General features: G+C 68.5%; 11 protein-coding genes. 5 read left to right on the top strand and 6 right to left on the bottom strand.

Translation table 11 applies throughout. The annotated features are described in order from the left end of the window. Positions 1–69: 69 nt before the first annotated feature. Positions 70–1,269 (top strand): MFS transporter, encoded by a 1,200-nt coding sequence (locus G3N99_RS24460; protein WP_206123680.1) that lies wholly within the window; start codon positions 70–72, stop codon positions 1,267–1,269. A gap of 109 nt (positions 1,270–1,378) precedes the next feature. Here the strand turns inward: G3N99_RS24460 and G3N99_RS24465 are convergent, their stop codons facing one another. From G3N99_RS24465 to G3N99_RS24480, 4 genes are all read right to left on the bottom strand, one after another. Continuing rightward, a complete protein-coding gene (locus tag G3N99_RS24465; RefSeq protein ID WP_174939132.1) occupies positions 1,379–2,437 on the bottom strand; it encodes an L-idonate 5-dehydrogenase in 1,059 nt (352 codons plus the stop codon). 10 nt (positions 2,438–2,447) lie between these two features. Next, positions 2,448–3,401, bottom strand: a complete 954-nt coding sequence (locus G3N99_RS24470) for a 2-hydroxyacid dehydrogenase (RefSeq protein WP_174939130.1) — start codon at positions 3,399–3,401, stop codon at positions 2,448–2,450. Between the two features lie 69 nt (positions 3,402–3,470). Then, on the bottom strand, positions 3,471–4,919 hold the full coding sequence (locus G3N99_RS24475; protein ID WP_174939128.1) for an MFS transporter: 1,449 nt from the start codon (positions 4,917–4,919) through the stop codon (positions 3,471–3,473). A 149-nt stretch (positions 4,920–5,068) separates the two neighbouring features. Beyond that, a complete protein-coding gene (locus tag G3N99_RS24480; RefSeq protein ID WP_174984050.1) occupies positions 5,069–5,842 on the bottom strand; it encodes an SDR family NAD(P)-dependent oxidoreductase in 774 nt (257 codons plus the stop codon). 151 nt (positions 5,843–5,993) lie between these two features. On the opposite strand from G3N99_RS24480, the gene G3N99_RS24485 reads away from it, so the two are divergent. Next, positions 5,994–6,896, top strand: a complete 903-nt coding sequence (locus tag G3N99_RS24485; protein WP_011350915.1) for a LysR substrate-binding domain-containing protein — start codon at positions 5,994–5,996, stop codon at positions 6,894–6,896. Positions 6,897–6,985: 89 nt separating this feature from the next. On the opposite strand, the gene gap is transcribed toward G3N99_RS24485, so the two are convergent. Both gap and tkt read right to left on the bottom strand, forming a co-directional pair. Continuing rightward, on the bottom strand, positions 6,986–7,996 hold the full coding sequence (gene gap / locus G3N99_RS24490; protein ID WP_011350914.1) for a type I glyceraldehyde-3-phosphate dehydrogenase: 1,011 nt from the start codon (positions 7,994–7,996) through the stop codon (positions 6,986–6,988). 89 nt (positions 7,997–8,085) lie between these two features. Then, positions 8,086–10,158, bottom strand: a complete 2,073-nt coding sequence (tkt, locus tag G3N99_RS24495) for a transketolase (RefSeq protein ID WP_206123678.1) — start codon at positions 10,156–10,158, stop codon at positions 8,086–8,088. A 216-nt stretch (positions 10,159–10,374) separates the two neighbouring features. Between tkt and speE the strand changes: the two genes are divergently transcribed. From speE to G3N99_RS24510, 3 genes are all read left to right on the top strand, one after another. Next, the gene (speE, locus tag G3N99_RS24500; protein WP_174939124.1) at positions 10,375–11,232 is read left to right on the top strand and encodes a polyamine aminopropyltransferase; all 858 of its coding nucleotides are present in this window, start codon (positions 10,375–10,377) and stop codon (positions 11,230–11,232) included. Between the two features lie 161 nt (positions 11,233–11,393). Next, positions 11,394–11,810, top strand: a complete 417-nt coding sequence (locus G3N99_RS24505) for a VOC family protein (RefSeq protein ID WP_041492737.1) — start codon at positions 11,394–11,396, stop codon at positions 11,808–11,810. A gap of 17 nt (positions 11,811–11,827) precedes the next feature. After that, positions 11,828–12,235: RsmE family RNA methyltransferase (locus G3N99_RS24510; protein WP_206123679.1), on the top strand; the 408-nt coding region annotated here is incomplete at its 3' end.

Raw genomic sequence — 12,235 nt, forward strand, 5'->3', positions numbered from 1 at the left:
TCCGATTTCCGTCACCCCGCGCATCCGACGGCCCCGTGCCGCCGGCCGGCGCCGCTGTTTTTCGCGACCATGGAACCGCAACACGACACCCATCCTCCCCTCACCCGCGGCATGACGCTGCTGTTCGCCTGCGCGTGCGGCATCGTCATCGGCAACATCTATTACGCGCAGCCGCTGCTCGCCGCGATCGCGCGCAGCTTCGGCCGCGCGCCGACCGAGCTCGGCTATCTCGTCACGCTGACGCAGCTCGGCTACGCGGCGAGCCTGCTGCTTATCGTCCCGCTCGGCGACGCGGTCAACCGTCACACGCTGATCGTGCGGCTGCTGATGCTCAACGTCGTCGCACTGGTCGCGGTCACGTTCAGCACGAACTTCACGATGTTCGTCGTCGCGAACGTCGCGGTCGGCTTCGTCACCTGTTCGACCCAGCTGCTCGTACCGTTCGCCGCCTCGCTCGCCGATGCACGCTCGCGCGGCCGCGCGGTCGGCACCGTGATGAGCGGGCTGCTGCTCGGCATCCTGCTCGCGCGCGTCGCGGCCGGTGCGATCGCCGACGGGTTCGGCTGGCGTGCGGTGTACGGCATCGCCGCGGTGATGGTGGCGGCGCTGACCGTCGTGCTCGCCGTGAAGCTGCCGAAAGATCGCCGCGACGCGCGCCTCGACTATGCGGCGCTGATGAAGTCACTGGTCGCGCTGGTGCGCGCGCAACCGCTGATCGCGCTGCGCTCGACCTACGGCGCGCTCGTGTTCGCGTGCTTCAGCCTGCTGTGGACAGGCCTCACGTTCCTGTTGAGCCAGCCGCCGTACAGCTATTCCGAAGGGCAGATCGGCCTGTTCGGCGTCGTCGGCGCGGTGGGCGCGCTCGCCGCGACGTCGGCCGGCCGGCTCGTCGATCGCGGGCACGGCAATGCGGCGACAGGGTTGTTCGCGGCGGCCGTGCTCGCGTCGTTCGCACTGATCGCGACCGGTGCGCACTCGCTCGCGGCGCTGATCGCAGGCATCCTGCTGCTCGACGTCGGCGTGCAGGGCATGCACATCTCGAACCAGAGCGTGATCTATGCGCTGGCCGGCAACGCACGCAGCCGCGTGACCACGATCTACCTGACGAGCTACTTCATCGGCGGTGCGTTCGGGTCGTTCGCGGCGAGCGTCGCGTACGGCATCGACGGCTGGCGCGGCGTGTGCGTCGCGGGCGCGGCGCTTGCCGGTGTGCTGATCGCACTGTGGCTCGCGTCGCAGCGCGTCGGCGTGCGGCAGGTCACGCAGTAATGCGGTAGGTAGTCGGTTTCCGCAGCACGACGAAAAAAGGCACGCCGCGCGAACCGCGGGCGTGCCTTTTTTCATGACGCGGATACCGTCGTGCGTCAGCGCGTCACGATCATGCAGCCTCGTCCGCGAAGTCGATCAGCACCTTCATCGCGCGCTGCCGGTCGCCGGCCAGTTCGAACGCGAGGTTCGCATCGCGCATCGGGAACACGCGCGTGACGGCCGGGCGCAGGTCGACGCGCCCCGCATTGATCAGCTGCACCGCGAGCGCGAATTCCGCGTGAAAGCGGAACGATCCGCAGATCGACAGCTCCTTCGCGACCACGACGTTCTGCGGCAGGCTGACATCGCCGCCGAGCCCGAGCTGCACGACGACGCCGCGCGGACGCATCACGTCCAGCCCGTCGCGCAGCGCGCGCGCATTGCCCGAACACTCGATCATCACGTCGAACGTGCCCTTGTCGGCGCCGTAGCGCTCGACCCAGCCGGCATCGGTCGCCGCATTGATCGTGCGATCGGCGCCGAGCGCGCTCGCCACTTCGAGCGGCGCCTCGACGACGTCGGTCGCGACGATCTCCGCCGCGCCGTGCACACGCGCCGCCGCAACCGCCAGCACGCCGATCGGCCCGCAGCCCGACACGAGCACGCGCTTGCCGATCAGCGGGCCCGCGCGCGACACCGCGTGCAGCCCGACCGCGAACGGTTCGGCGAGCGCGGCGAGCGACAGCGGCACGTGATCGGCGACCTTCACGCACTGCTCCGCATCGCACACGAGCGCGTTGCGGAACGCGCCCTGCACGTGCGGCATCCGCATCGCGCTGCCGTAGAAGCGCATGTCGAGACACTGGTTCGGCAGTCCTTCGAGGCAGTAGCGGCATGCGCCGCACGGCCGGCTCGGATTGACCGCGACGCGATCGCCGACCTTCACCGACGTCACGTCCGGCGCGACTTCCGCGACCGTGCCGGCCACCTCGTGGCCGAGCACCATCGGCTGCTGCAGCCGGATCGCGCCGAACCCGCCGTGCCGGAAGTAATGGAGATCGGAGCCGCAGATGCCGCCCATCGCGACATCGACGCGCACCTGGCCCGGGCCGATCTCGCCCGCGTCCTGCTCTTCCACCCGCAGGTCGTTCGGCCCGTGGATCACGACACACATGCAACGCATACGCATGACAGCCTCCTCAGACGACCGGCGTGACCAGCGGCGCGCCGGCGAAGTGCGCGGCAAGGTTGTCGCGCACGAGCCAGCCCATCGCCTGGCGCGTCTCGATCGTACCGCTCGCATGGTGCGGCTGCAGCAGCACGTTCGGCAACGCGAGGAAACGCGGGTCGATACGCGGCTCGTTCCAGAACACGTCGAGCGCAGCGCCCGCGATCGCGTTGCGCTCGAGCGCGTCGAGCAAAGCCGGTTCGTCGACAGTCGTGCCGCGCGACACGTTCACCAGATAGCCTTGCGGCCCGAGCGCGTCGAGCACGGCGGCGTCGACGAGGTGGCGCGTCGTCGGCCCGCCCGCGAGCGTGACGATCAGCAGGTCGCACCAGTTGGCCAACTCGGCGAGATCACTGAAGAAGCGGTGCGGGCTGTCCGTGCGCGGTGCGACGTCGAAGTAACCGAGCTCGACGTCGAAGCCCGACAGCCGGCGTGCAATCGTCGTGCCGATCCGGCCGAAGCCGACCACGCCGACGCGCTTGCCGTAAAGCCGCGTGACGAGCGGCATGTCGCCGTCGGACCATGCGCCGGAACGCACGTACGCGTCGCCGGTACCGATGCGGCGCATCATCGCGAGCGCGAGCCCGACGCCGAGGTCGGCCACGTCGCCGGTCAGCACGTCTGGCGTGTTCGTCACACGGATGCCGCGTTCACGTGCGGCGGCGAGATCGATCGCATCGGTACCGACGCCGTAGCAGGAGATGATCTCGAGCTTCGGCAGCGCGGCGATCAGCTCGGCATTCGCGCCGAGATCGCCGCGCGTCGCGATCGCGCGCACGCCGGCGCCGTGTTCGGCGAGGAACGCCGCGCGGTCGGTGGCTTCCCACAGCCGGTGAACGTTATAGCCGGCCAGCCATGCGTCGTCCCACGGCTGGTAAGGGCCCGTCATCAGCAGTTCGGGCCGCTGGGTCGATTCGTGCGCCATCTGCGCTTGCTCCTGTCGAGATAAGTGGAATGCGAAAGCGTGCCGGGCCGCGTCAGCCGCCCGGCACGTTCATGCGTGGCGCGCGAGCGCATCGGTGTCCGGTGCCGGCGTCGCCTGCGCCGCGTCGAGCGGATCGTCGAGATCGCGGTTCAGCGTTTCTGGCATCCGCGACGTCGTGAACAGCGTGATCAGCGTCAGCAACACGAGGTACGCGGCGATCGGCACCCACGCGCGCACGCCGGCCGTATGGTCGCCGCCGTGCATGGCGATCACCGTCGCGATGATCGTCGCGCCGACGAGCGGCGCGATCCCGCCCGCGAGCACCGCCGACACTTCGCGCGAGAACGACACGCCCATGTAGCGATGGCGCGAGCCGAACAGTTCGGGGAGCAGCGCAGCCTGCGCGCCGAGCATCCCCCAGTTCGCGAAGCCCTGCGCGACCGAGATCGCGATCACGCTCGCCACCACGTTGCCGTGGCTGAAGATCCACCACACCGGGAATGCGAGCGCGAGCTGCAGCCACGCGAACGTGCGGTACACGCGCACGCGGCCATAGCGGTCACTCAGCCAGCCGGCCAGCGGCACCGTGCACGCGCCGACCGTCGCCGCGCACACCAGCGCGAGCGCGCCGATCGGTCCCTTCATTCCGATCACGCCGGCGAGATAGCTGACCGCGAGCGCCTGGTAGATCGACGAGCCGCCGTTCTCGGCCATCCGCAGGCCGATGCCGATCAGCAGCGTGCGCTTCGAATGCTGCACGGCGCTTTTCAGCGGATTCGCCAGGACCTGCGCGCGCTTCTCGAGCCGCACAAAAGTCGGCGACTCGTGTAACCGCACGCGCATGTAGATCCCGACCGCGACGATCACCGCGCTGAACAGGAACGGCACGCGCCAGCCCCAGCCGTCGGTCACGCGGTCGATGTTCGCGAGCAGCAGGAAATAGACGGCTGCCGCGAGCACCGTGCCGAGCTGGATGCCGAGAAACGGCAGCGACGCATAGAAGCCGCGCTTGCCCGGCGGCGCATATTCGGTCATCAGCACCGCGGCGCCGGCCTGCTCCGCGCCGGCACCGAGGCCCTGCAGGATGCGCAGCAGGATCAGCAGCGCGGGCGCCCAGTAACCGGCCGTCGCGAAGGTCGGCAGCACGCCGATCAGCGTGCTCGCGACCCCCATCAGCAGTACCGTCGCGGTCAGCACGAACTTGCGGCCGATCCGGTCGCCGAGTATGCCGAACACGACGCCGCCGAGCGGGCGCACCGCGAAGCCGACGAAGTAGGTGCCGAAGCTCGCGATCAGCCGCATCTCGGCGGTCTGTGCGGGAAAGAACAGCGGGCCGAACACGAGCGCCGACGCGAGCGTGTACAGCGCGAAATCGTAGTATTCGAGCGCGCTGCCGAGCGAACAGGTCCATGCCGCGCGGTTGAGCTGCCGGGTGTCGACGCCGCGGCGCTCGACGGTCTCGCCCGGCGCACCGGACCCTGCATCGTGCCGCGCGGGCGGCGGGGAAATGCGATCCATCGTTGTCTCCTGTCTCCTGCCTTCCGTTCCGGAACCCGGCGCTTTTGCGCCGGGACATCGGCCCGCTCGTGCGGCGGGCTCTTCTGGGAATTCGGATGCCGGCGCGAGCCGGCGCAACGGCGCTGCGCACACGGCGCAAGCGCCGCCGCTTAAACGGCGCTGGTCAGCCCGCCGTCGACGAACAGCGTCTGGCCGTTCACGAAATCGGACGCGGCCGACGCGAGGAAGATCGCCGCGCCGCACAGTTCGTCGACGCGCCCCCAGCGGCCGGCCGGCGTGCGCTTGCACAGCCAGTCCGAGAACGCTGCGTCGTCGACCAGCGCGCGGTTGAGTTCGGTTTCGAAATAGCCGGGCGCGAGGCCGTTCGCCTGGATGCCGTGGCGCGCCCAGTCGGCGCACATCCCTTTCGTCAGCATCCGCACCGCGCCCTTGGTCGCCGCGTACGGCGCGATCGTCGGCCGCGCGAGCTCGCTCTGCACCGAGCAGATGTTGATGATCTTCCCGCGGCCGCGCGCGATCATGTGCCGCGCGACGGCCTGCGCGACGTTGAACACGCCATCGAGGTTCACGCGCATCAGCGCGTGCCAGTCGTCGGGTTCGAACGCGTCGAGCGGCGCGCGGCGCTGGATGCCCGCGTTGTTCACGAGGATGTCGATCGCACCGACGCGCGCCTCGAAATCGTCAATCGCCGCGCGCACCTGCGCGTGCTCGGCAACGTCGAATACCGCGTAATCGGCCGTGAAGCCTTCCTCGCGCAGATGCCGCACGAGCGTCGCGGCCTTCTCCTCATTGCGATCGTTGATGACGATCGCCGCCCCCGCGTCGGCCAGCCCGCGGGCGAGCGTCAGCCCGATCCCGCGTCCGGAACCGGTAATCAGTGCGCGGCGGCCGTCGAGGCGGAACCGTTCAAGCGCGTTGGTCATGCGTGTCTCCTCGTGCCAGTCGAGCCGGCGGCCCATCGCGGCCGGTCTCGCGTTGACGGTATCTTCGGCCGCCGGCCGGGCGCCGCGCCAATGGTCTTTTTTGATCCGGTTATCATGAAACTTGATTACCACCCTCTCCTGCCCGCCGCCCATGGAACTCAAGCAATTGCGCGCCTTCGTCACGCTCGCGGAAGAGCTGCATTTCGGGCGCGCCGCGCAGCGCCTGTTCATCGTGCAGCCCGCGCTGAGCATGCAGATCAAGGCGCTCGAGGAAGAACTCGGCGCGCGCCTGTTCGAGCGCGACCGGCACAAGGTCGAACTGAGCGATACGGGGCGCGTGTTCCTGCCCGAAGCGCGCGCCACGCTGCAGCAGGCCGCGCGCGCGGAACAGATGGCGCGGCTGTCGAGCCGCGGCGAGATCGGTACGCTGCGGATCGCGTTCGTGTCGTCGGTGCTGCCCGTGCTGCTGCCGGCCGTGCTGCGCACGATGCGCGAGCGCTATCCGCTGATCACGCTCGAACTGAAGGACCTGCCGACGCCCGACCAGATCGCCGCGCTGCGCGACCGGCGGATCGATTTCGGGATGATCCGGCTGCCGGCCGCGTATGCGGGCATCGACACGCGCGTGGTGCTGGAGGAAGGCTTCGTCGTCGCGCTGCCGCTCGACCATCCGCTCGCCGCGCACGATGCGATCTCGCCGGCCGCGCTGCGCGGCCAGCCCGCGTTCGTGCTCGCGCGCCGCTACGCGCCGGGCTTTCACGACGACATGCTGCTCGCGCTGAGCCGCGCGGGCACGACGCTCGAGATCGCGCAGGAGTTCGGGGAATTCACGACGATGCTCGCGCTCGTCGCGGCGGGGATGGGAATCGGGCTGATTCCGGCGGAAGCCGCCAGCGCGCTGCCGCCGAACGTGCTCGCGCGGCCGCTCGACCTGGCCGGGCACCGAACGGGCATCGGCCTCGCGTGGACCGACCTCGACAGCCCGCTGAAGCGCGCGTTCGTCGCCGCGCTCGAGCAGGTGACGGCAGCATCGAGCAATAACGGCGGGCAATAGCCGCGGGCAATAAAAAAGCCCGGCCGGAAACCCGGGCCGGGCTCGTTCGCTGCGCCGGCCGCCTTGCGGCGGCCGCGCAACGTGCGGGATTACTTCGCGTTCGCGAATGCGACAGCCGTATCCAGCATGCGATTCGAGAAACCCCACTCGTTGTCGTACCAGCTCGACACCTTCACGAGGCGGCCCGACACCTTGGTCAGCGTCGAGTCGAACGTCGACGAAGCCGGGTTGTGGTTGAAGTCGATCGACACCAGCGGTGCGGTGTTGTAGCCGAGGATGCCCTTCAGCGCGCCTTCCGATGCTTCCTTCATGATCGCGTTGACTTCCTCGACCGTCGTGTCGCGCTTCGCGATGAACGACAGGTCGACGATCGACACGTTGATCGTCGGGACGCGAATTGCGTAGCCGTCGAGCTTGCCGTTCAGTTCCGGCAGCACGAGGCCGACCGCCGAAGCAGCACCCGTCTTGGCCGGGATCTGGCTGTGCGTGGCCGAACGCGCGCGGCGCAGGTCTTCGTGATAGACGTCCGTCAGCACCTGATCGTTGGTGTAAGCGTGGATCGTCGTCATCAGGCCCGTTTCGAGGCCGATCTTGTCGTGCAGCGGCTTGACGAGCGGCGCGAGGCAGTTCGTCGTGCACGATGCGTTCGAGATCACGGTGTGCTCGGCCTTCAGCACGTCGTGGTTCACGCCGTAGACGATCGTTGCGTCGACGTCCTTGCCGCCCGGCGCCGAGATGATCACCTTCTTGGCGCCGCCCTTCAAGTGCGCGCTCGCCTTTTCCTTGGTCGTGAAGAAGCCCGTGCACTCCATCACGATGTCGACACCGAGCTCGCCCCACGGCAGTTCGGCCGGGTTGCGGTTGGCCAGCACGCGGATCCGGTCGCCGTTGACGATGAGGTAATCGCCGTCGACCGACACTTCGCCCGGGAACTTGCCGTGCGCGGTGTCGTACTGGGTCAGGTGCGCGTTGGTCTTCGCATCGCCCAGGTCGTTGATCGCGACGATCTCGATGTCATGCTTCTTGCCGTTCTCGTAGAACGCGCGCAGCGTGTTGCGGCCGATACGGCCGTAGCCGTTGATTGCGACGCGAATCGTCATGGTCTATCTCCTGATGGCTGAAAAAATTCGTTTCGTGCAGCTTCACGGTGCGACGCGCGTGAGGGGTGGCGCGCGTCGCGTATGTCTCTTTAGGCCAGCACGGCCTTGGCGGTCTCGACGACGTGCTCGACGGTGAAGCCGAAGTACTTGAACAGCACGCCGGCCGGTGCCGATTCACCGAACGTGTCGATCCCGACGACGCCGCCTTCGAGGCCGACGTACTTGTGCCAGAAGGCCGTCACGCCCGCTTCGATCGCGACGCGGCGCACGCCGTGCGGCAGCACGCGTTCGCGGTATTCAGCGTCCTGGCGGTCGAACACGTTGGTCGACGGCATCGACACGACGCGGGCTGCGATGCCTTGCTGCGCGAGCGGCTCGACGGCCTTCATCGCGAGTTCGACTTCCGAGCCCGTCGCGATCAGGATGATCTTGCGCGCGACGATCTCTTCGTCCCAGTCCTTCAGCACGTAACCGCCCTTCTCGATGTTCGCGATCTGCGAATCGGTACGCGGGTTGAACGCGAGGTTCTGGCGGCTGAAAATCAGGCTCGACGGACGGTCGGCTGCGATCGCGTGGGTCCATGCGACGGCCGTTTCAACCGTGTCGGCCGGACGCCACACGTCGTGGTTCGGGATCAGGCGCAGGCTCGACACGTGCTCGATCGACTGGTGCGTCGGGCCGTCTTCGCCGAGGCCGATCGAATCGTGCGTGAACACGAAGATCGACGGCAGCTTCATCAGCGCGGCCACGCGCAGCGCGTTGCGGCTGTAATCGGAGAACGTCAGGAACGTGCCGCCGAACGGCTTGTGGCCGCCGTGCAGCGCGAGGCCGTTGATCGCGGCGCTCATGCCGAATTCGCGCACGCCGTAGTTGATGTGGTTGCCCTGCTGGACGCCCGGGCCTTCCGGATTCGCACGGACGGCCTTCGACGCCTTCCAGTTGGTCAGGTTCGAGCCGGTCAGGTCGGCCGAGCCGCCGAGCAGCTCGGGCAGCGCGGCAGCCAGGCCTTCGATCGCCTGTTGCGACGCCTTGCGGGTCGCCACCGTCTCGCCGCGCTCGTTCGCGCCGGCGATGATCGCCGCAGCCTTCTCGGCCCAGTCGGCCGGCAGCTGGTTGGCCATCCGGCGCTCGAATTCAGCGGCTTCTGCCGGGAACTTGGCGCGATAAGCGGCGAACGTCGCATCCCATTCGGTTTCCGCGCGCTTGCCGGCTTCCTTCGCGTCCCATGCCGCATAGACTTCCTGCGGAATCACGAACGGCGCCCACGTCCAGCCGAGCGCTTCGCGCGTCTTCGCGATTTCTTCCGCGCCGAGCGCCGCGCCGTGCACGTCGTGGCCGCCGGCCTTGGTCGCCGCGCCCTGGCCGATCACCGTCTTGCAGCAGATCAGCGTCGGCTTGTCCGACAGCTTCGCCTTCGCGATGGCTGCGTCGACCGCGTCGACGTCATGGCCGTTCACGTGCGGGATCACGTTCCAGCCGTAGGCTTCGAAACGCTTCGGGGTGTCGTCGTGGAACCAGTTCACGACGTCGCCGTCGATCGAGATGCCGTTGTCGTCGTACAGCGCGATCAGCTTGTTCAGCTTCAGCGTGCCGGCGAGCGAGCAGGCTTCGTGCGAGATGCCTTCCATCAGGCAGCCGTCGCCGAGGAACACGTACGTGTGGTGATCGACGATCTTCGCGCCGTCACGGTTGAACTCGTCGGCCATCAACGCTTCGCCGAGTGCCATGCCGACGGCGTTCGCGAGACCCTGGCCGAGCGGGCCGGTGGTCGTCTCGACGCCCGGCGTGATGCCGTATTCCGGGTGGCCCGGCGTCTTCGAGTGCAGCTGGCGGAAGTTCTTCAGCTCTTCCATCGGCAGGTCGTAGCCGGTCAGGTGCAGCAGCGAGTACAGCAGCATCGAGCCATGGCCGTTCGACAGCACGAAGCGGTCGCGGTCCGCCCAGTGCGGGTTCGTCGGGTTGTGCTTCAGATGGCGCGACCAGAGCGCGACGCCGATTTCGGCCATGCCCATCGGCATGCCGGGGTGGCCGGAGTTCGCTTGCTGGACGGCGTCCATTGCGAGCGCACGGATCGCGTTGGCCATCAGGGTGGTGGAGGCGGGAGACGAAGTCGTCATGTCGAGTCCGGAGAACGAGTCGAGGAAACGGGGGCACGGCGGCATCCGGAAGCTCGAGCGTCGATCGTTCCCGGCGCGCGGTGCGGCGCCTGACGGACGCGAAGCGGACGGAGCCTACGGACGGGGCTGCAAAGCTCGTCATTTTAACAGATGGGCTGACATTTCCCTTGTCCATCCACAGTGTTCCGGCACGGTTTTCCGTCAAACCGCCCGCCTCCTATAATTCAGACGTCGGAACTGCCAGCCCTGAGCGGCCCGCCCGTGAGCACAACTCTTCTCTTTCACCCAACGCCCGATGCCGCCTACGGCTTCCCGAACGCGCGGCGGCTCGCGCGCGTCGCGTCCCCGCACCAGCAGATCGAAGTCTGGGAGACCCCGCAGCTCGGCCGCCTGTTCACGCTGGACGGCCGGCCGATGACGTCGGTTGGCGACGAGTACGTCTATCACGAGTGCATGACGCACCCGGCCGCGCTCGCGCATCCGGCGCCGCGCCGGGCGCTCGTGCTCGGCGGCGGCGACGGCGGTGCAGCTCGCCAGTTGCTCAAGCATGCGTGCATCGAGCGGATCGTGATCGCGGAACTCGACGACGAGGTGGTCGGGATGGCGCGCCGCTATCTCGACGACGTGCACCAGGGTGCGCTCGACGACCCGCGCGTCGAGGTCGTGATCGGCGACGCCGCGCATTTCGTCGAGTCGACCGTCGAGCATTTCGATCTCGTCGTGTTCGACCTCACGCCGCCCGATTCGCCGGCGGCCGGCCTCTATACGCGCGCGTTCTATGCGCGGCTCAAGCGGATCCTGACGCCGTGCGGCGCGATCTCGATGCACCTCGGCTCGCCGGTATTCCACGCGGCGCGCATCGCCGCGCTGCTCGACGACCTGCGCGCGTGCTTCGCGGTCGTCGACCCGTTGTCCGCGCACGTGCCGCTGTACGGCTCGCAGTGGCTGATGGCGATCGCGAGCGACACGCTCGACGCGGCCGCGCTGTTCGCACACGACATCGACGAACGGCTCGCGGCCCGCCGCGTCCACGGCTTGCGCTACTACGACGCGCGACTGCATGCGTCCCTCTTTGCCCTGCCATGCGCGCTGCGCGATACACTGGGCGTCCGCCGCTGAGCGTCCACGCGGCCGCCTCGTTCCGGTTTTCCATCGCGTCTTCGCAGGAGGCGTGATGTGCAGCGCCGGGGCGGAACGCCCCGGACGCCGCGCCGCCCCCTGAACGAACGCCCGAGCATGGAATCAGAGCACGTGCCCAAGCGCCCACACAGGAGATTTTCATGACCGATCCACGTCCGGCCAACGTGCCTTGGTTGACGCCCTACCTGGCCGTACGCAATGCGCGCGCGGCGATCGATTTCTTCAAGGCCGCATTCGGCTTCGAGCTGCGCGACGTGCACGACGAAGACGGCGCGATCATGCACGTCGAGATGGCCTACCGCGGCCAGCTGATCGTGATGTTCGCGCCCGAAGGCGCATTCGGCTCGACCGCGCTCACGCCGAAGAGCGCGAATGCCACCGCGCCGCAGTCGTTCTACCTGTATGTCGACGACGTCGACGCCACCTGGCAGCGCGCGCTCGACGCGGGCGCGAAGTCGCTGAGCGCGCCGCAGGATCAGTTCTGGGGCGACCGGTTCGCGCAGATCGAGGATCTCGACGGCTACCGATGGGCGCTCGGCCGCCGTCTCGACGCATGACCCCAACCGTTACACGCATGAACGAAGCCACCACCACCGCGGCCGTGCCGCGCTTTTTCGTCGACGCGGCCCTGCGCGCCGACGCCACGCTCGCGTTGCCGGCCGATGTCGCGCGCCACGTGCAGGTACTGCGCCTGCAGCCCGGCGACGTGCTCGCGCTGTTCGACGGCACCGGCGGCCAGTACCGCGCGCGGCTCGTCGAGATCGACAAGCGCAGCGCGCTCGCGCAGATCGACACGTTCGAACCGGCCGAAGCCGAGCCGCCCTATCGCGTGACGCTCGCGCAAGGCATCGCCGGCGGCGACAAGATGGACTGGGTGATCGAGAAGGCGGTCGAGCTCGGCGTGGCGGCAGTCGTACCGCTGTCGACCGCGCGCGGCGTCGTGAAACTGTCCGGCGAGCGCGCGGACAAGCGCGTCGCGCAC

The sequence above is a fragment of the Burkholderia sp. Ac-20392 genome (genome assembly GCF_017104585.1).
Lineage (GTDB): Bacteria > Pseudomonadota > Gammaproteobacteria > Burkholderiales > Burkholderiaceae > Burkholderia > Burkholderia lata.